We start from the raw sequence: 19,519 nt of genomic DNA on the forward strand, positions 1-19,519 counted from the left end.
CAGCACAGAAGAGAGGAGAAAAGGCCAATCCCTTGACCAAACCCTGATCAGAAAACCATACTCAGAAGTGGCTCACTTCTCGGTGGAAAAACCGGCTCAGTTCCGCGCGGAAACCAACATCCCGGGAACTGTGCGGCAGATGGGGTACTTTCACCGACTATCTCGCCGATAAACGCTACGATTGCCTTCCTTTCAGGCTCGCCGACGCCGGCTTCGCGACGATCAGCTATGACGGTTTCAAGGGCGGGCTCCTTGCCCTGCGAGACTGGTATCCGAGCATCGGACTCAAGACACTGAACTTTCGCGACGACCTGGAGAGAGATCATCCGTCCGAGTTTACCCGCCAATGCGGATCCGCTTTGAAGGGGCTCTGCGACAGTGATGTCGGAAAACGCGTCCATCGCGAGCTTGCCGCCTCGAACGGCCAGCGAAAGTTCGTCTATTGGCTCACGCTGAACAGCCATCTGCCGTATGTTCCCGTCGAAAACGGCCCCCTGGCATGCAATTCGGCTCAGGCCCGGATAACCGACCGCATTCCGTGCGAGCTGACGGAAATCTGGATGGAGGTGTTCGACGCCGTCGCCGCGATCGCCGCCGATCCGGACCTGCCGCCCCTCGACATCATGGTCGTCGGCGATCACAACACGCCGATGTGGTCCCGGGCTGCGGCCAGCCATTTCCGCACCGGCCTCATCGACTGGTATCGATTGGAATATGTTGCAGACCGCTAGGGAAACAGCGGATCTCGCGGGCGGGACGGCAACGTCCGGTCCGGAGAAACCGCCTTTTCCGCGAGGGGATCTCCAAGAAGGCAAAAGCCGTCATTGATCGGGGCGGGAACCCTCTGTAGTCCAGTGCAATGAGATCCCTGAGCCTCCTCCTCCTGTCGGCCGTCCTTGCCTTCTGCGCCAGCCTCGCCGTCGCGGGTCTGTTTCTTCCGGTCTACAGCCTTTTCGAGGGTGGGACGCACAGCTGCCTGGCGGGCGGCCTTGCGCAGTGCCTGTCCTGGATCCCCCTCAGTGCCCTTTTCTACGGGCCGCTGTTCTCCATCGTCGGCGTCGTGCTCGGCACGCCGCTTGTCATGACGATCCTTGCATGGCGCGCATGAGCGCGGCAGACTCCGGCGCACAGCATACCGAAATGGCCCACGCCAGGCCGGAGCTGCCGGCCGGGTGACCAAACAGGCTGCGTGCCGGGCGTCCCCCTCCCCCCAAGGACGGGGCGGCTGTGTCCCCTTCGACAACCGGCTCTTTTCTCCATGCCGGAGAAGACCGCAGTGTTGGAAAGGGACGGGACGCCAACGCAAGGCAGTGTGTTTTCCCCTCCCCCAGCCCCCTGCGCCAAAGCATTTCCGGTGAAAGCGGGTTTACTGGAGGCCTTCTATCTCCTTGTTTTTCCGAATTGTCCGACGCCGAAGCGGTCCCGCTTCGGCTGGAAATGCTCAAGGGCCCGCAGCCGTCTCCTGCCGACAACAGCACAGCCCTCTTGCGTATCCAAAAATGTTATCGTAAATTGGCGCCAATCTTGGATACCATTTGCAAGGCAGAGACGTGATGATGAATTCCGATGCCATCTGGGGCCTCGTCGAGGCGAAGCGGGCGGTGTTTTTCGACCTCAGCGACCGGGTGTGGGACACGCCCGAAACGAACTATGCGGAACATGCCGCCGCCGAGGCCCATGCAGCGGTTCTGGACGCGGAAGGCTTTCGTGTCGCGCGGGGCATGGCGGGCATGCCGACGGCGGTGATGGGGGAAGCCGGGCAAGGCGGGCCGGTCATCGCCATTCTCGGCGAATTCGATGCGCTGCCGGGCCTCAGCCAGGTGGCGGGGCTTGCCGAGGAACGGCCGCTCGTTGCCGGCGGCAACGGGCATGGCTGCGGCCACAACCTGCTCGGCGCGGGCGCGCTGATGGCCGCCACCGCGGTCAAGGACTATCTTGCGGCACACGGGCTTGCCGGGCGCGTCCGCTACTATGGCTGCCCCGCCGAGGAGGGCGGCTCCTCCAAGGGCTTCATGGTACGCGCCGGCCTGTTCGACGACGTCGACATCGCGATATCGTGGCATCCGGCGCCCTTTGCCGGCGTCAACAATCCCGTCTCGCTCGCCTGCAACGAGATCGACTTCCATTTCTCCGGCCGTGCCGCCCATGCCTCCGCCACACCCCATCTCGGGCGCAGCGCGCTCGATGCCGTCGAGCTGATGAATGTCGGCGTCAACTATCTGCGCGAGCACATGCCCTCCAGCGCCCGCATCCACTATGCCATCACCGACGCTGGTGGCCATGCGCCGAATGTCGTGCAGGCCCGCGCCTCGGTGCGCCATCTCGTGCGCGCCCGCAGCCTGCCGGAACTGCATGCCCTTTCGGCCCGCGTGCGCGCCGTCGCCGAAGGCGCGGCGATGATGACCGGCACGACCGTCACGAGCCAGATCGTCAGCGGCGATGCCAATCTCGTCGGCAACACGCCGCTCGAGACCCTCATGCACCGCCATCTCGAACGGCTCGGCCCGCCGGCCTTCGACGCGGCCGACCGCGCCACGGCGGAAGCCTTCCAGAAGACCTTCACCGCCGAGGACATCGCCTCGGCCTTCGAGCGTTTCGGGCTGAAGCTGCGGCGCGGCGTGGCCTTGTGCGACACGATCTTTCCGCCCGAAAGCGGCGCGGGCACGCTGGTCGGCTCCACCGATGTCGGCACGGTGAGCTGGGTCGTGCCGACGGTGCAGATGCGCGGGGCGACCTATGCGATCGGCACGCCCGGCCATTCCTGGCAACTCGTGGCGCAGGGCAAGCTCCCCGCCGCCCACAGGGGCATGGAGCACGCCGCCAAGGTGATGGCCGCAACGGCCCTCGACCTCATCGCAGATCCCGCCCTCATCGCTGCCGCAAAGGCCGATCACGCCGCCCGGCTCGACGGCACGCCCTTCGTCAACCCCATCCCCGACGACGTCGATCCTCCATTGCCGGTGACGTCCAATGCGTAATCCGCCTCGTCCCGACCGCGCGCGCCTCGCCGCGCATATCGAAGAGTTCGCCCGCCGCATCAAACTCTCCGGCACAACGGAAGAGCGCGAGAGCTTTCGCTATCTCGAACGGGAGATGGCGTCCTACGGCTACCGGACGGAACTCCTCGCCCACGACGCCTATATCAGCCTGCCCGGGCGTGCCCGCATCGAGGTCGGGGGCGAAGGCCTGCGATGCATCACGCATTCCATGTCTCTTTCGACCCCGGCCGAGGGAATTTGCGCACCGCTTGTCTATATCGGCGACGGCAGCGCTGTGTCCTTCGCCTCGAACAGCGTTTCCGGCAAGGTTGTTCTGGTCGACGGGATCGCCGACGAACAAGTAACCGCACTGGCCGCCCTTCATGGAGCGGTGGGTCAGATCCATATCAGCCCAAACGAACATCTCTACGAGATGTGTGTTTCGCCGGTATGGGGCAATCCTTCGCAGATAACGCGGCCGCTGCTGCCATCCACGGTCGTTTGCACCATCGCCTGTGATGACGGGGCTGCCCTGAAGGCGCGCTCACTGAGCGATGAAACCCTCTCCGTGAAGCTCTGGGCCGAGGTGGATACCGGCTGGCGAAAGACGCCGCTCCTTGTCGCCGAGTTGCCGCCGGCGAACGCGGAGCACACCGACCATCCGTTCGTTCTGCTGTCCGGCCACCACGACACATGGCACTACGGCGTCATGGACAATGGCGGCGCCAACGCCACCATGCTCGAAGCAGCGCGGTTGCTTGCCGAGCGACGCGACCTGTGGAGGCGCGGCCTCAGGCTCTGCTTCTGGTCCGGGCACTCCCATGGTCGCTATTCCGGATCGGCCTGGTATGCGGATGAACACTGGGATGAACTCAACCGGCGTTGCGCCGTCCATGTCAACGTCGATTCGACCGGCGGCGCGGGGGCAAGCGTTCTTGCAAACTCGGCGGTCATCGACGAGCTGAAGACGCTTGCCGCCGAGGAAATCGAGGCGGTGTCCGGCCAGATTCACGCGGGGCGCCGCCACCAGCGGGTTGCAGACCAGTCATTCTGGGGCATCGGAATACCTTCGATGTTCGGAAGCATCAGCCATCACCCTCCCGGCGGCGTGAAGCGCCCTTCGGCCCATGGCTGGTGGTGGCACACGCCGCACGACCTGATCGAGCACATGGACCTCGACAACCTCGATCGCGATACGGCGATCGTCCTGGCCGTGCTGTCTCGCCTGCTCATCGATCCGGTCCTGCCGTTGGACTATACGGCCTTCACCGCCTCGATGCGTTCGGAACTCTCGGCGCTGGTGGCCGGCCTCGATGGCCGTCTTGATATCACCGGTCTGCTCGGCCGCCTCGATGCGCTTGAGGCGGCGGCCCGAACCGTGAACGAAATGGCCAAGAGCGCGCGTGAAGGCCAGCGGGCCGAGATCGACCGCGCCCTGATGCGTGTGTCGCGTGCCCTCGTGCCGATCAACTACACGAGCGGCAATCGGTTCAGCCATGACAGCGCGCTGCCGCATCCTGCCTGGCCCTCGCTTTCCGGCCTTCGCGCGCTCGCAGAGCTCTCCGAAGACGCTGCGGACACCGCCTTCCATGTCGTCTCCGCACGACAAAGCAGAAATCTCGTCACCCATAGCCTTGGGGAGGCACAGGCGGTGCTTGCCGCCCTCATCGAGCGCAGGGAAGGCTGACAAAACGCATCATTTCACCGCAGCACAACCGAGAGACATTCGGCAATAAAAAGGGAACGGAAAGATGAAACGGAATGCATGGATATCGGCAATTCTCCTGAGCAGCATTGCCCTTGCGGCGTCTACGGCCGCCGCCAGGGACTGGACCCATGTCCGGGTGGGCATAGAGGGTGCATTTCCGCCATGGAATGCGCTCGACGCGAAGGGGCAACTGTCCGGCTTCGACGTTGACCTGATCAAGGACATATGCGCCCGCGCCAAGGTCGAATGCGAGTTGCAGGCGGGCGAGTGGACGAGCCTCATTCCCAGTCTGAATGCCGGAAAATTCGACCTCGTCATGACGCTCGGCATCAACGAGAAGCGCAAGAAGGTCGTTGACTTCACAGTTCCCTACGCCAGTGGCGTCGCAACGTTCCTGATTGCCAGGGACGGACCGGTCGCAGAACTTCCCATGACGGGAGAACGCCTCAATCTCAACGACAAGCAAAAGGCTGAGCCGGTCATGGCGGAGATCGGCAAGCGCCTCGAAGGCAAAACGATCGGTGTCGTGCAGTCGACCAGCCAGGAGCAGCTCATCAATGCGTATTTCGGCGACGCCGTCACGGTCCGCACCTACAAAAGTTCGGGTGAACGCGACCTCGACATCAAGGCTGGCCGCCTCGACGCAGGCTTCGACAGCGGCGTCTACGGCACGAAGATGCTTGCCGAGCCGGGCAACGAGACCCTGGCGATGACCGGCCCGCTGGTGAAAGGCGCAATGCTGGCGACGGAAGTCGCCATGGGTATGCGCAAGGGCGAAGTCGAGTTGAAAGCCAAATTCGACGAGGCGATCAAGCAGGCTGCTGCCGATGGTGTCATTCGTGCCCTCTCCACGAAATGGAGCAAGCTTGATCTAACCCCTTCCTACCAGTGAACCGAGCCCGCCGGGTGGGTCTTTCAGGACCCATCCGGCCCTCGTCAGGCGGACACACCACAATGAACAGATGGCCAAACTCGATACCGGCGGGCCGGGGACCCTTCTCGCCATGAGCCAACCCAGCATCCTCGATCTCGTAAGCTTCGGGCCGAACGGCTGGGGCCAGGCGCTTGCCGCCGGCGCCACCATGACGATCCTCATCGCGCTGGCCGGCTTCTTCATCGGCGGCCTGATCGGCACGGCGGGCGCCTGGGCGAAGATTTCCGGCGGGCCGGCCGTGCGGTTCGCCGCGGAAACCTACACGACGGTGCTGCGCGGCATTCCGGACCTGCTCGTCATCTACCTCTTCTATTTCGGCGGCAGTGCCGTCGTCAGCGCGGTCGGGCGGCTGTTCGGGGCGGAGGGTTTCGTCAGTTTTCCGGGCTTTCTGGCCGGCGCCCTTGCCGTCGGCGTCACCTCGGGCGCGCAGCAGACCGAGGTCTTTCGCGGCGCCTTCCGCGCCGTGCATCCCGGCGAGCTGGAGGCGGCAACCGCCTGCGGCATGGGCCGGGCGCTGAAATTCCGCCGGGTCGTCGCGCCGCTGACGCTCCGCCATGCCCTGCCCGGCCTCGGCAATGTCTGGCAGGTGGTGCTGAAGGAATCCGCTCTCGTCTCGGTCACCGGCGTCGTCGAGCTGCTGCGCCAGGCGCAGATCGGTGCGGGCTCCACCAGCCTGCCCTTCGATTTCTACCTGATCGCGGCGCTGATCTACCTCGCCATATCCACCCTGTCCGGCTTTCTGCTCCACACCTCGGAGCGCCGGTTCTCGCGCGGCGTCAGGAGGGGCTGATGGACATCGTCTTTCTCTGGGAAACCTTCGTCAGCCTGCTTGGCGCCTTGCCGCTGACGCTGGAGCTTGCGGCAACCGCCATCCTGCTCGGCGCGGGCCTTGCCCTGGCTCTGGCGCTTGCCCGGCTTTCCGGCATTTTCCTGCTCGACTGGTCCGCCCGGCTCTATGTCTTCCTCTTCCGCGGCACGCCGCTTCTGGTGCAGATCTTCCTCATCTACTACGGCCTCAGCCAGTTTCCGGCCGTGCGGCACTCCTTCCTCTGGCCGGTGCTGCGCGAACCCTACTGGTGCGCCGTCCTGGCGCTGATGCTGAACACGGCCGCCTATGCCAGCGAGATCATCCGCGGCGGCCTGCTCTCCGTGCCGCATGGCCAGGTCGAGGCCGCGCGTGCCTGCGGCATGCCGCGCTTCATGATCTTCCGCCGGGTCGTCCTGCCGCTCGCCATTCGCCAGGCGCTGCCGGGCTACGGCAACGAGATGATCGCCATGGTGAAAGCGACCTCGCTCGCCTCGATCATCACGCTGATGGAAATCACCGGCGTCGCGGCGCGCATCATCTCGGAAAGCTACCGGGTGATCGAGGTCTTCGTCGTCGCCGGCGCGCTCTATCTCGTGCTCAATTTCGTGCTCACCCGGCTCGTCGCCGCGCTCGAACACCGGCTGAGCCCGGCGCAGCGCCGGCCGCTGCCCCTGCCCTCCTCCGCCGCCCTTTCGGGAGAAACCCCTTGACCCAGACCCACACCGCACCGCCCGTCGCCATCGCCGTGCGCGACCTGAAGAAGCGCTTCGGCCCCATCGAGGTGCTGAAGGGCATCGGCCTGGAAGCACGCGAGGGCGAGGTCGTCTCGATCCTCGGCTCCTCCGGCTCCGGCAAGTCGACGCTGCTGCGCTGCATCAACCTTCTGGAAGTGCCTGATTCCGGCTCGATCTGCGTCGCGGGCGAGGAAATCCGCCTGAAGGCCGCCGGCGATGGCCGCAGCCGGCCGGCCGATGCGCGGCAGGTCGACCGCATCCGCGCCGAACTCGGCATGGTCTTCCAGAGCTTCAATCTCTGGTCCCATCGCACCGTCCTGGAAAACGTCATCGAGGCGCCCGTCCATGTGCTGAAGCGCCCGCGCCGCGAGGCGATCGAGGAAGCCGAGGCGCTGCTGGCCAAAGTCGGCATCGCCGACAAGCGCAACCACTATCCCGCCCACCTCTCCGGCGGCCAGCAGCAGCGCGCCGCCATCGCCCGGGCGCTCGCCATGCGGCCCAAGGCCATGCTGTTCGACGAGCCCACTTCCGCGCTCGATCCCGAGCTCGTCGGCGAGGTGCTGCGCGTCATGCGCGGCCTTGCCGAGGAAGGCCGCACCATGCTGGTCGTCACCCATGAGATGGGTTTCGCCCGCGACGTGTCGAACCGCGTCGTCTTCCTCCACCAGGGCGCCATCGAGGAGGAAGGCACGCCCGACGAGGTCTTCACCCGCTCCGGATCCGCCCGGTTCCGACAGTTCATCAGCGCCTGAGCGCGTTTCAGCCGCAAAACGCCACCACCACCAAACAAAAGGGGAATGCACATGAAGAACACAGCCAAGATCGCCCTAGCGGCCCTCGGCCTCGCCACGACCGTCACGGCCGGCGCGGCCATGGCGGAGGAGAAGACGTGGACGACGGTGACGATCGCCACCGAGGGCGCCTTCCCGCCCTACAACCTCACCAAGCCCGACGGCACGCTCGACGGCTACGAGATCGAGCTCAGCAAGGTTCTCTGCGCCCATATGAAGGTCGAATGCACCATCGTGCCGCAGGCCTTCGACGGCATCATCCCGGCGCTGAACGCCGGCAAGTTCGATGCCATCATGGCCGGCATGTCGGCGACGGAAAAGCGCAAGGAGGTCATCGACTTCTCGCTGTCCTACGGCAGCACCGGCCAGGCTTTTGCCACCCTGAAGGGCAGCGACCTCGAAAACATGCCGATGAAAGGCGAGCTTTTCTCCCTTGCCTCCAACGAGGCGGGCGCCCGCAAGGCCGCAGAAGACCTGAAGCCGCTGCTCGACGGCAAGACCATCGGCGTGCAGAGCGCCTCGATCGCCGCCCGCTTCATCGACGAATACCTGAAGGGCGCCGTCGAGGTACGGGAATACAAGACGACCGAGCAGCACGACCTCGACCTCATCGCCGGTCGGGTCGATCTCGTCATGGCCTCCATGGGCTACCTGATGACCGCAGCGGAAAAGCCGGCCAATGCGGACATGGCCATCGTCGGCCCGCGCTTCCAGGGCGGGTTCCTCGGCGCCGGCAGCTCGGTCGGCCTGCGCAAGAGCGATCCGAAGCTGAAGGCGCTGTTCGATGCCGCCATCACCGCCGCCAAGGACGACGGCACGATCAAGCGCCTGTCGGAAAAGTGGTTCGGCTTCGACCTGACGCCGCGCTGATGCCCGGTTGAAGCCGGCAAGAGCAAATCCCTGATCGAACGCGCCCTGCAAGGATCCCGGAAACGGGCGGCTTGCAGGGCGCGAGCGGCCGGCTGTTGACAGCCCGTCGCGGCTACCCTACAGCGGAGGCTCCCGAGAGAAGGAGATTTATGCGCAGAGGTCCCGTCTGAGCCGCCCTATGCGGTGCTGCCCGGCATCCCGGATGCCGATCCCCTTTGCACATCCATCTTTCTGTGGAGTTTTCGTGAAAAACGACATCATTCTCCGTGCCTATGACCCGGCATCGGACCTCAAGACCCTGTCCAACATCTGGTTCGACGCCTCGCTGAAGGCCCATGCCTTTCTGGGCGAACCGCGTCTGCGTGCGCAGCAGACGCTGATCGAAACGACCTACCTGCCCGCAGCCGAAACCATCGTCGCCTGCCATCGCGAAAGGCCCGTCGGCTTCATCAGCCTGCTCGACGCCTTCGTCGGCGGCCTGTTCGTCGCGCCGGGCCAGCAGGGCCGCGGGATCGGGCGCACCCTGATCGCCGAGGCGCTTGCCCTGAAGGGCGAGCTGGTGCTGGAGGTCTATACGCGCAATGCCGAGGCCTTTGCCTTCTACGGCGCCCTCGGCTTTGCGGAAATCTCCCGGCGGCCGAGCGACGACGAAGGCCTGCCGTTCGAAAATGCCCGTCTGCGCCTGAAAGCCTGACGGCCGGCCGGAGCAGCACGCCTGCTCCGGCTCCTTTCGCCACTCAGCTGCGGATCGGGGCCTGGCGGATGTGGATTTCGATCAGCCGCTTCAGCTCCGCGACATCGCCGGCCGCCAGCGCATCGACCATCAGGTGGTGCTCGCGGGCGGATTGTTCGATGCGCGCGCGGGTACGCCACTGGGAGACCGGCGCCGAGGCCGTGCGCTGGCGGATTTCCGCGACGAGTTCGACAAGTTCGAGATTGCCCGAAAGGAGCAGCAGCGCCCGGTGGAAGGCGAGGTTGGCGTCGTAGTGCTCGATGATCGTGCCGCGAAACGACATGTCGTCGAATTGCCGGGCAAGGCCGCGCAGGGTCTCGATCGCCTCGGGTGTCGCATGAGCGACCATCCGGTCGGCAACGGACGTCTCCAGGATCACGCGGATGTCGCTGATCTCCTGCGTGCGGGCATCGTCGACCTCGTAGACCTGGTAGCCGCGGTTGGGAATGTGCTGCACCAGCCGCTTCTGCGACAGACGGTCGAGCGCCCGGCGCACCTCCGGCCGCGTGCAGGCGTAGCGGCGTTCGAGGTCGATCTGCTTCAGCCAGGTGCCTGCCGGCAGGGTTCCCGTCAGGATATCCTGCAACAGGAGATCCGTGACATCCCGTTCCTCCGCCTCGACTGCCGCTTCCGTCTGTGCCGCCCGCATCGTCCGTCCCGCTTTCTGACCGCGCGCCGCTCTGCTTCGGTCGCGGAATTGGCGCCATTTTTGGAGAAACTATGATAGCTGCCCGCGCAATTCAATGCGGATTGCCGTTTTCAGTCAAAAGCTTGCCGAGTTTCCCGTCCTGCCACCCTGCAGCATCAGTCATCCCCGACCGCGCGTCCCCGCTCCAGCGCCTGCAGCATCGGATAGATGCTGAACGCCCCACGGCCGGCCTTTTCGGTGAGATCGCGGAGATAACCGCCGGGCGAGCGAATGGCTTCACCCCGTTGCAGGAGCGCGGCGATCACCACCGCGGCCGCCTGTTCGCCCATCGCGGCCTTGGCCTTGCGCCAGGCATCGGGCGAAATGCCGAGCATCGAGCGCACGAGGTCGGCCGCTGCCAGGAGATCGGCCCAGCTGGTAACGCCATCTCGTCCGTAATCGGCGATATCGGGGCAAAGTTTGACCAGCCGAGCAAGGCTGATCGCCATCTTCTGCTCCGGTGCCGGCCGTGCCTCGTTCACCGCCTTCACCTTTTGAGTTTCTCGGCTATAGGATTCAAATTTTTGGTCTGTGTTTGAATTCTGTATATGCTGCTCAGTCTGAAGGTCACTGCCGCTCAATTCTTCTTCCGAAAGGCTTGAGAGATAAGCGTTTTCCACTTTGGCCCGAAGATGCAGCAAGGCCTCTCGCCGATCGGCCAGGAGATCGCGGGCAGCGCCGCGGCCAAGCCCGGCAGCAAGCTGTGCAAGACGTGCGGCGTAATCCAGCCAGTCGCCAGCCCTGCCCTCCTCCAGGGCCGTGGCAACGATCTTGGCGATGTCACGCTGGTGCAGCGTCACCTCGCCGCGCAGGGCCCGCTGGGCGCGATCCTCTGCCCGCACGGTCTCTGCCGCCTCGAAAATCTCGCCGGCCCGCAGCGCCAGCGGCGCCAGGTCGAAGCCGAAGGCATCCTCCAGCGCGCCCGCCTCGTCCCGGCGGCAGAAGCGCTTGCCGTTGGCGCTGTCGCGGCGGAAGATCATGCCGGCCTCGACGAGCGCTACGATATGGCGCCGGATCGTCGCCGGGGCCATGCCCCGCGCGCGCAGCGAAAGCTCGCGATTGGAAGGAAAGACGATGATCGGCGCCGTGCCGTCGAGCTCGCGCTCCGTGGCGAAGGAGACGAGCGCCTCCAGCACGCTGATCGTGCGGTCGCCGATGCCGTAGACCCGGCGGGCTTCCGTCACGGCGCGCATGAGCTGCCATTTGTCGGCGCGCCCGGTGTCGTTGCCGCCTTCGCCGGCACGCAGCTTCTCCTGTCGCTCCGTCGTCGCGCGCTGCCTCAGGAAAAGGCGCGCACTCATCCGTCCGCCGCCAAAAGGCGTCGTTGCAATCTGCTCCATCATTGTCGGGTCCCCTTTTCTGAGGCAAGGAGGTCCCGTCAACGCCGGCCATCAGGCAGACGAAGGTCTTCGTTTCGCGCGGCAACAGGGCCGGACGACTCTTGACTTTGACTGTTGGAAGTGATTCTCTCGAATTGCTACATAGAAGAGGGCTTCCGAAATGGTGACGTTTTGGGGGCCTTTTTTCTTGTCTCCGCGTATCCTTCCGCTGGTTTCTCAGGTGTTTGCCAGCCGCTCACGCGGCCGAATCAGGTGTTTACCTGCTCAGTCCTTCCCCGCCTTTTCGGCAAGAAAGACCGCATAATCCTCCCGCAGGCGGCTCTTCAGCGCCGCAATGAAGGCCGGATCGACATCTTTCGCGAAGGAAAGACGCACCGCCTTGCCCTTGCGCTCGACCGTGGCAAGCAGCGCGCCGTCAGCCCGGACGATCTCCTCAGCAGCAGCCGGCGCCTTCTGCGCCGGGCGCAGCAGGCGGTCAAACAGCATCTGGAAGCGCTCGTCGCTCGCTGCCGCCGCAAAGCGCGCGGAGGTCGTCTCGTCGTCCGCCTTCTCGATCTCCGCTCCGTTGCCGTTCGCAAACAGCGCACCGAGCGCCATCCAGCGCTCGCGCCCCGCCTTCGGCGCCGGGCCGATCGCGCGGATAAAGCGCAGCGGCACCGCATCGGCCACCTGCAGCAGCCGCGACAGTTCGCTCTTCTGCACCGCCAGCGCATCGCAGACGAGCCGGCGCTCGAAACTGCGGCCGACAAGCGTATGGGCAAAGAGGGCGCGCTCGATGAAGCTCAGATTGCGCCGCTCGGCATTTTCCTTGCCTTGGGCGAGCACCAGCTCGTCATCGGTGAGCGGCCGCACGACCGCCTTGACCTTGACGCTGAGACGGCGGGCCGCCTTCAGGCGGCGGTGACCGTAGGCAACCTGGTAGCGGCCTTCGCTCTCGCCTGCCCCATCCGTGGCTGAGGACGGGCGCACGAGGATGGGCACCTGCTGGCCGTTCTCGCGCATGCTCTCGACAAGCGCAAGAAAGTCCGGATCGTCGCGCTCCTCGTCGGAGAGACGGTCGCTGACGAAGGAGACGTCGATCCGCCCGGTATCGAGCGAGACGATGCGCTCGCCCTCTTCCAGAGCCTGGCGCAGCACCCGTGCCTCCTCCGCCTCGCGGGTGATGGAGGACAGCGTGAGCCCCATCGCCTTGACGGCGCCGGAGGACGTGCGCCCCGGCGTGGCGGGCGTCTCGGCGACGGGGAGCGATTTCGTCTCGGGCGCACGCTCCGCGCCGGCGGGCAGGATATCCCCGCCGAACAGCGCCTTGATCGAGTTCTTGCGGTCGCGGCCGGTCATCATGTGCGACCCCATGCGCTGTGGACGAGCTGTTCGATTTCCTGGTTGACCGCCTCGAGCGAATCCATCGCCCGGTCATAGGTCCCGCGGGAAAAATTCTCGCGGCCGACCTCGTAGAGCGTCTGCTTGGTAAGGCCGGCATCGGAGACGGCGGTGGATTTCAGCATGGTCGAGGTCAGGACGCGGTTGCCGAAGAGCGAGCGCAGGAAGCCGACGATCTGCGCCTGCGGCCCGTCATGCGGCTCGTAGCGGGTAACGAGATAGCGCAGGAAATCGAAATTGAGCTGGCCGCCCGCCTCGCGCACCACGCCGAGCAGATCCGAGGTCATGAACAGGAACTGGCTCATCGAGGCAACGTCGAGCATCTGCGGATGCACGGTGACGATGACCGAGGTGGAGGCGCAGAGCGCCGAGAGCGTGAGATAACCGAGCTGCGGCGGGCAATCGATGACGACGACGTCGTAGTCGTCGGCGACCGAAGCGAGCGCCGCCTGCACGCGGGTGAAGAACAGGCCGTGCGCCTCCCCTGCCCGGCGCTCGGCAAGCGCACGCGGTGTCGCATGCTCGAATTCCTGCAGTTCCAGATTGCCCGGCACGAGATCGAGATTGTGGAAATAGGTTTTTCGAACGATGGCGGACAGCGGACGGGCTTCGCCGTCATAGCGGATCGCGCCGTAGATCGTGTCGTTGCCGGCAAGGTCGAGTTCCGGCTGATAGCCGAAGAGCGCCGAGAGCGAGGCCTGCGGGTCGAGGTCGATGGCAAGCACCCGGTGGCCGGTCATGGCGAGATGCTGGGCCAGATGCACCGTGGACGTCGTCTTGCCGGAGCCGCCCTTGAAATTGGTGACCGAGATGATCTGCAGGTGTTCGCCACGCGCCGGATCGCGCCACTTCACATAGGAACGGGCCTTTGCCGCATTGCCCTTGGCGCGCGCCTGTTCGGCGAGGTGATGGCGCAGCGCATCGATATCGGCGAGCGAATACATGCGCCGGCCGCCCGGACCGGTCGCCAGTTCCGGCCCCTCGCCCGCCAGCGAGATCTGCCTGAGATAGCCGTCCGAAACGCCGATCAGCCGCGCCGCCTCGCCCGAGGTGAAGCTGCGCAGCGTCTTCTGCGAGGTCGGCGGAAACAGCCGGTCGCGCATGGCCTGGAGCTGCACGGACAGCGCCTGTGCGTCTTCCGCAATGGTTACGTCGGCCGGGCGAAGCGTCGACATGGATTCTCCAAGGGCTGTGTGCGACGGCTTGGCCATCGGCAGTCTCCGTTCATTCCCCGATCCGCGGCCCCTCATGGTCCGGCAGACCGGCTTGCCTATAGTTTCTCCGATTCTCACCCCGGGGATATGCGGGGACAAAGAAATCTACAGAGGCTTTCGGCAGTTACGGCGAAAGTCACAATCTTCGCCCGGCTCCGTAAGAGACGGTGGGACAGGTTCCGAGTCGCGTCAAGCGTTTTTTGGTTAACGACGCCCTGGCGGGCGAGGGCCGGAATCCCGCGGAATCAGGACTCTGGCGGTTCCCGGCGGCGCGTCATCCACCGGATTCTGACTCCGTCCCGCGCAAGGTCGGAGGCGCTTTGCGCCGGGCCGCAGCCGAATCGTCGGCCACGCCTGCCGATTCTCGTTCCCACCTTGCTCAAGGGCTCCGTTGACAGCTGTCAACCGCGCGATCCATCAGCATCATGAATCGATGCGCAGCCATCGATTCCAAAAATGCGTTGGACGGGATTCGCCCTGCCGGCGAGACTCGCCCCATGGACGAGACGAGGTCAAGCCATTTCGAACGCCGGGACGCGACCCGCAACATGCAGCGCTTCTACCGCCTGACGGTGACGCGGGATCTTTTCGGCACCGTGCTCTTGGTACGCGAATGGGGACGCATCGGCGTCTATGCCCGCGAGCGCAGGGAGGCGAAGGAGAATCTTGCCGCCGCCTGCCGGGATGCGGACCGGCTGGCGGTGCAGAAACAGCGGCGGGGCTACAGGCTGATCGAGGCCGATGGTGGGCGTTGACAGCTGTCAACACACCGGCCGCCGGGCGGGGTGAGGCGTGGACGAGATGCCGGCCCCGATACGCGGCATTGACAATGCCGGTAGTGGCGTTCCGCCATTCGCCGACCCGCCGATTTGACATTCCGGAACCCTACGCACGTACAGCAACACCCGCCAACGCGCTCCAGCAATCGCCCGCGCATCGCAGCGATGACCAGCGGGGCCGCATCCTTCTTCCTGTCCTGTGCCGGCAGCTCCAGCCCCTCGGCAACGAGCGCTTTCTTGTCGGGGGCGTGGGGCGTGGGGCGTGGGGCGTGGATCATCATTTGGTTGCCAGCTGTCAACTCGGCACGGCCCCGATGGGAGCAGTACGCCAGGCTGGCAGGCGCGTCCGATGGTGTAAAACGCCAGCACCATGGTCGGGTCGACCATTCCGGCAGACCCGCCCGACCGCCACGTCGCAGAGGGCGCCAAACCGCGATGTGCCGCTCGGGCCCCCAGCCGCCCGGGACAGCCGCGTGGCACTCCTTACCGCAACGCAGAGCAAGCAATGGAGGAAAACAGGCGCGGCAATGGATGGCACTCCGGGAACGGCGCAGAATGCCGGCATGCAAGGGTACCAAAAAAGCGGAATCCCGCTCTCTGCGCCAGGAAAAGCGGAATCCCGCTTTTTTGTAAGCCCGTTCCATGGTATGCGGAAATCCGCTTGTTTTGCAGCAAAGAGCGTCTTTCCGCATGAAATCCTCCGTCGCCGAAAATCTGGGCGCGCAGCTGCGCCGCACCCGCAAGGGCCGCGACCTCACCCAGCCGGCGCTGGCGGCGCGGCTGGGGCGGGATCGGGCGCGCATTTCGGAGCTGGAGCGCGACCTCATCCAGGGACGTCTCGGGCGCGACCGGCTGGCGCTGCTCCTGGAGATCTGCGATGCGCTCGACCTTTCGCCCGTGCTGGTGCCGGCCGAACGGCTGGCGGCGGTGCAGGTCCTGCTGGCGCCCGCCGGACCGAAAGAAGACGCCGCGCGCCCGGACGGCACCGCCTTCGACGACGTTTTCATCGACCTTGCCGACGGAGAAGCGTAATGGCGCGCGCGGCGGTGCTCGGGGTGCACCTCCTTGATCCTGCGGGCCGGCCCCGGCGGGTCGGCATCCTGTCGCGCGACGGGGAGGGGGCGACGGCCTTTATCGTCGACGAGGCCTATCTGCGCGATCCGGCCCGGCCGGTGCTGAGCCTCGGCTGGCAGGTGCCGGGCGACGAGGCGGCGACGCGCGGCCGGCTTGCCGCACGCGGCGACAAGATCGGCCTCAACGGTCACCTGCCGCCGTGGTTTGCCGGTCTCCTGCCCGAGGGCGCGCTGCGCGACCTCGTGCTCGCCGAGATGGGCCCGGGCCGGCACGATCAGTTCGATCTCCTGACGCGACTCGGCGGCGACCTGCCGGGTGCCGTGCTGGTGACGTCAGAGACGGCGCCGCCCGAGACCGCCGGTCCCCTCCATCTCGAACGGTTCGCCGGGCTCGACCTGCCGCAGCCGGAAGGACTGGTCAAATTCTCACTGGCCGGCGTGCAGCTGAAATTCTCCGCCGCCCCCGCCGGCGCCCGGCTGACCGTGCCGGCGCGGGGCGGGGAGGGACGGGCGATCCTCAAGGTGCCCACGGCGCGCTATCCCGGCCTGCCGGAGGCCGAATTCGCCGCCATGACGCTCTGCCGGATGATCGGCGTGACGACGGCCGATTGCCGGCTCGTGCCGGTGGGGGAGATCGACGGCCTGCCTGCCGGCCTGCTTTCGGGTGGCGCGATGGCGCTCGCCGTCGACCGGTTCGACCGGCCGGGGGAGGGGGAGCGCCTGCACATGGAGGATGCCGGCCAGGTCGTCGGTGCCGTCGGCGAGCGCAAATACACGATGGCGACCTACGAGACGATCCTCAACATGATCCGCCGCTTCAGCACCGACTGGCGTGCCGACGTGCTGGAGGGCATCCGCCGCATCGTCGCCGACGTGCTCATCGGCAATGGCGACAACCATTTGAAGAACTGGTCCTTCCTGTTTCCGGGAGGCGGGGCTGTACGGCTGTCGCCGGCCTACGACATCGTGCCGACCGTGCTCTTTGCGCCCGACGACCAGCTGGCGCTGCGCTTCGTCGGCACCCACGGCTTTTCCGCCGTCACCCTGCGCCGCTTTCGCCGCGTCGCGGACTTCCTCGGGCTCGATCCGGACTGGATCGAGCGAGAGGTGCGCGACACCGTGCTGATGGCACTCGATCTCTGGCCCGAAGCGCTGAGGGCGCATCTCGGCGCACCGCAGGCAGACCGCCTGATTGCGCGGCTCGGGACGCTGGCGCTGGTTGAGGAAGCGCGGGGTTGACCCTCCTCCCCTCTCCTCCCCACGACAGGGGAGGGGAGGGGAGGGCGCGCTCAGAGCAGTTCCGCTTTTCCCTGACAAGCTCTAGCCGTGCGCACGCACCTGCGCGGCGGGGAGGCTGGCGGCGATTGCGCGGGCGACGAGCACGGCGTGCTCCGTCACCTGCGGCAGGCCCATCAGCTCGCCGAACGTGCCGCGCGCCAGCGGGCCGGCAACGAAGAGCGTGCCGGAAGGCCGGCCGCTGGCGGCAACGCTGCGGCTTTGCTCATCGACCAGCAGGCCGAGACCCACCGGGTCCGCCCGCACATGGCCCGCGGCGGCAAGACCGGAGAGATAGGGCTGGCTTTCCAGCACCGCCTCGTGGCCCGGCCCCGTCGTCACCACCACCGCATCGAAACGGCCGTCTTCGAAGCCTCCGCCGTGCCGCAGGCGCAGGCGCACGGCAAGGCCGCCCGTAGCATCGTGTTCGGCTGCCGCAATCGAGCCGGCGCGAAAGGCGAGCGTTCCCTCGGCAAGGCGCTGCTCCAGCACGGCTTCCACCTGCGGGGCGATGCGGAAGCGGTGCGCATCCCAATAGGGCCGCAGGAAGCGCAGGAGCCGTCGCTGCTCGGCGAGGGGCAGCGCGCGCCAGATCGTACCGCCCTCCGCCCGCACCCGGTCGATGACCGCATGCCAGCCGACGTCCTGCGCTCCGGCCTCGGCGACGGTCTGGCGGATCCGGCGGAGCAGGGCGCGCGCCGAGCGGGCGGGCGGGGCGGTGAAATTGCCGAACGGCGCAGGCGCGGCAAGATCGTGCCCGCGGGCACGCAGGCCCCGGCGCGAGACGGCGGTGATGAGGCCGCGATGCCCGCGGGCATCGAGCGCGGCGATCACATCCGCCGCGGTGAGGCCGGCACCGACGACAAGAACCCGGTCGAGCGCCCCGATGCGCCGGAGCGCGCCGGGCACGGTGGCATCAGGGACGTAGCCCGGATGTCCGGCGAGGGCACGCGCCAGCACGGCCGGGGCGCGCGGCGCCGGGTGGGTCGTGGCGATGACGACGGTGTCGGCGAAGAGCACCGTGCCGTCGGCGGCCGCGATGCGCCAGTCGCCGCCCTCCTGCCGGGTCATCGCGGCGACGCGGCCGCGATGGTGCTCCACCGCCCCGCTGGCGAGGAGCGGTGCGAGCTGGTTGGCGACGTAGCGGCCGAAGGCCGAGCGACGGGTGAAGACATGGCCGTCCGCCGTCTCGGCATCGGGGTCCGTCGCAAGATAGCCGGTCACCCGCAGCCAGCGGGCGAAATGCTCGCCATCCTCCGGCAAAAGCGACATGCGTGCAGCCGGCACATTGATGCGGTTGACCGGTTCGTCCGTGTCATAGGCAAGGCCGCCACCGAGCCGGGCGCGGGGCTCGAACACGACGATGCGCGCCGCATGCGCCGGCAGCGCGCGCGCCAGGTGGTAGGCGACCGCCGCGCCGCTGAAGCCGCCACCGACGATCGCCACGACCGGAAGGAAGGATGAGGTGCTCATGCGCGTCTTTCAGTGGAGGGCTGCGGGGGAAAGGCCCGGGGAGGGGAGAGGGGACGGCAGGCGCCCCGTTGCCCGGCCCGCACCGGCCGCCCGCGTTTTCAGAAGTTCGAGGAAATCATAGCCGGCGGTCCAACGGCCGAAACCGCTGGCGATGTTGATATGGCCGGCATGGCCGATATCGACGAGGTCGCTGCCCCAGGCGCGCGCCGTCTGGCGCAGCCGCTCGGCCGGCATGTAGGGATCGTTGAGGCTGCCGACGACGAGCGAGGGAAAGGGCAGCGGGCGCTCCGGCATGGCACCGAACCGGATGATGCAGGGATGCAGCCCTTCGGTCGTCTCCAGATCGCAAGGCGCCACGAGCAGCGCGCCACGGATGCGCCCGGCGAGCCGGCTTTCGGCAAAATGCGCCGCGAGGATGCAGCCGAGGCTGTGGCCGACCAGCCAGACGTCGTTGCTCACCATCTCCACCACCCGTTCCAGCCGGACGAACCAGTCCCGCTGCTCCGGGCAGGACCAGTCGTGCTGCTCGACCACGCGGCTTTCCAGGTTGTCGCGCGCCCAATGGCGCTGCCAATGCGCCGCCGGCGAGCCGTTGAGACCCGGCAGGATGAGCGTATCGACGGGAATATCGAGCGACGGCATGGTGGCCTCCAGACGATCGGGATGCCCTGCGGCATCGATACCGGGGAGGATAACGCGTTCGGCTGGCGAGTATAGGAATTCTATCTTTTATATGGACTA

The 19,519-nt window shown here is 66.5% G+C and carries 19 protein-coding genes; 13 read left to right on the forward strand and 6 right to left on the reverse strand.

All coding sequences use genetic code 11. The features are described from left to right. Positions 1 to 359 precede the first annotated feature (359 nt). The 10 genes from P9A16_RS18705 to P9A16_RS18750 all read left to right on the forward strand — a co-directional run bounded on the left by P9A16_RS18705 (position 360) and on the right by P9A16_RS18750 (position 9,517). Positions 360 to 731 (forward strand): hypothetical protein, encoded by a 372-nt coding sequence (locus P9A16_RS18705; protein WP_278025898.1) that lies wholly within the window; start codon positions 360 to 362, stop codon positions 729 to 731. A gap of 128 nt (positions 732 to 859) precedes the next feature. Next, on the forward strand, positions 860 to 1,108 hold the full coding sequence (locus P9A16_RS18710; protein ID WP_023512719.1) for a hypothetical protein: 249 nt from the start codon (positions 860 to 862) through the stop codon (positions 1,106 to 1,108). Between the two features lie 445 nt (positions 1,109 to 1,553). Further along, positions 1,554 to 2,978, forward strand: coding sequence for a M20 family metallopeptidase (locus P9A16_RS18715; RefSeq protein ID WP_278025899.1), 1,425 nt, complete (start codon positions 1,554 to 1,556; stop codon positions 2,976 to 2,978). Beyond that, entirely contained in the window at positions 2,971 to 4,665 is a 1,695-nt protein-coding gene (locus P9A16_RS18720) for a M28 family peptidase (protein WP_023514190.1), read from the forward strand. The genes P9A16_RS18715 and P9A16_RS18720 overlap by 8 nt, the downstream gene beginning before the upstream one ends. Positions 4,666 to 4,729: 64 nt before the next feature. Further along, positions 4,730 to 5,578, forward strand: a complete 849-nt coding sequence (locus P9A16_RS18725) for a transporter substrate-binding domain-containing protein (protein WP_278025900.1) — start codon at positions 4,730 to 4,732, stop codon at positions 5,576 to 5,578. Positions 5,579 to 5,690: 112 nt separating this feature from the next. Then, positions 5,691 to 6,410, forward strand: a complete 720-nt coding sequence (locus P9A16_RS18730; protein ID WP_037404989.1) for an ABC transporter permease — start codon at positions 5,691 to 5,693, stop codon at positions 6,408 to 6,410. Further along, a complete protein-coding gene (locus tag P9A16_RS18735) occupies positions 6,410 to 7,138 on the forward strand; it encodes an ABC transporter permease (RefSeq protein ID WP_023514193.1) in 729 nt (242 codons plus the stop codon). The genes P9A16_RS18730 and P9A16_RS18735 overlap by 1 nt, the downstream gene beginning before the upstream one ends. Next, positions 7,135 to 7,914 (forward strand): ABC transporter ATP-binding protein, encoded by a 780-nt coding sequence (locus P9A16_RS18740; protein ID WP_130516780.1) that lies wholly within the window; start codon positions 7,135 to 7,137, stop codon positions 7,912 to 7,914. Before P9A16_RS18735 ends, P9A16_RS18740 begins: the two co-directional genes overlap by 4 nt. Before the next feature lie 51 nt (positions 7,915 to 7,965). Then, positions 7,966 to 8,823: a transporter substrate-binding domain-containing protein gene (locus tag P9A16_RS18745; protein ID WP_023516985.1), complete on the forward strand. Its 858-nt coding sequence runs from the start codon at positions 7,966 to 7,968 to the stop codon at positions 8,821 to 8,823. A 202-nt stretch (positions 8,824 to 9,025) separates the two neighbouring features. Then, entirely contained in the window at positions 9,026 to 9,517 is a 492-nt protein-coding gene (locus P9A16_RS18750; protein WP_156032107.1) for a GNAT family N-acetyltransferase, read from the forward strand. Between the two features lie 43 nt (positions 9,518 to 9,560). Here the strand turns inward: P9A16_RS18750 and P9A16_RS18755 are convergent, their stop codons facing one another. The 4 genes from P9A16_RS18755 to repA form a co-directional block, all read right to left on the reverse strand. After that, positions 9,561 to 10,205, reverse strand: coding sequence for a GntR family transcriptional regulator (locus P9A16_RS18755; protein WP_023516987.1), 645 nt, complete (start codon positions 10,203 to 10,205; stop codon positions 9,561 to 9,563). 155 nt (positions 10,206 to 10,360) lie between these two features. Further along, positions 10,361 to 11,587, reverse strand: a complete 1,227-nt coding sequence (repC, locus tag P9A16_RS18760; protein ID WP_023516988.1) for a plasmid replication protein RepC — start codon at positions 11,585 to 11,587, stop codon at positions 10,361 to 10,363. Positions 11,588 to 11,848: 261 nt separating this feature from the next. Continuing rightward, positions 11,849 to 12,922 (reverse strand): plasmid partitioning protein RepB, encoded by a 1,074-nt coding sequence (gene repB / locus P9A16_RS18765; RefSeq protein WP_037409496.1) that lies wholly within the window; start codon positions 12,920 to 12,922, stop codon positions 11,849 to 11,851. Continuing rightward, positions 12,922 to 14,175 carry a plasmid partitioning protein RepA gene (gene repA / locus P9A16_RS18770; protein WP_443021680.1) on the reverse strand — a complete coding sequence of 418 codons (1,254 nt, stop codon included), beginning with the start codon at positions 14,173 to 14,175 and terminating at the stop codon, positions 12,922 to 12,924. The genes repB and repA overlap by 1 nt, the downstream gene beginning before the upstream one ends. A gap of 500 nt (positions 14,176 to 14,675) precedes the next feature. Between repA and P9A16_RS18775 the strand changes: the two genes are divergently transcribed. The 3 genes from P9A16_RS18775 (at position 14,676) to P9A16_RS18785 (ending at position 17,269) form a co-directional block, all read left to right on the forward strand. Beyond that, positions 14,676 to 14,933: a WGR domain-containing protein gene (locus P9A16_RS18775; protein WP_023516092.1), complete on the forward strand. Its 258-nt coding sequence runs from the start codon at positions 14,676 to 14,678 to the stop codon at positions 14,931 to 14,933. 666 nt (positions 14,934 to 15,599) lie between these two features. Next, positions 15,600 to 15,989 carry a helix-turn-helix domain-containing protein gene (locus P9A16_RS18780; RefSeq protein WP_256363708.1) on the forward strand — a complete coding sequence of 130 codons (390 nt, stop codon included), beginning with the start codon at positions 15,600 to 15,602 and terminating at the stop codon, positions 15,987 to 15,989. Next, positions 15,989 to 17,269 carry a type II toxin-antitoxin system HipA family toxin gene (locus P9A16_RS18785; protein ID WP_024271553.1) on the forward strand — a complete coding sequence of 427 codons (1,281 nt, stop codon included), beginning with the start codon at positions 15,989 to 15,991 and terminating at the stop codon, positions 17,267 to 17,269. The genes P9A16_RS18780 and P9A16_RS18785 overlap by 1 nt, the downstream gene beginning before the upstream one ends. Positions 17,270 to 17,350: 81 nt before the next feature. On the opposite strand, the gene P9A16_RS18790 is transcribed toward P9A16_RS18785, so the two are convergent. Continuing rightward, positions 17,351 to 18,778, reverse strand: a complete 1,428-nt coding sequence (locus P9A16_RS18790) for an FAD/NAD(P)-binding protein (protein ID WP_023516866.1) — start codon at positions 18,776 to 18,778, stop codon at positions 17,351 to 17,353. 9 nt (positions 18,779 to 18,787) lie between these two features. Further along, a complete protein-coding gene (locus P9A16_RS18795) occupies positions 18,788 to 19,420 on the reverse strand; it encodes an RBBP9/YdeN family alpha/beta hydrolase (protein WP_023516867.1) in 633 nt (210 codons plus the stop codon). Positions 19,421 to 19,519: the final 99 nt, after the last annotated feature.

The organism is Shinella sp. 838, assembly GCF_029623935.1.
Taxonomy (GTDB): Bacteria; Pseudomonadota; Alphaproteobacteria; order Rhizobiales; family Rhizobiaceae; genus Shinella.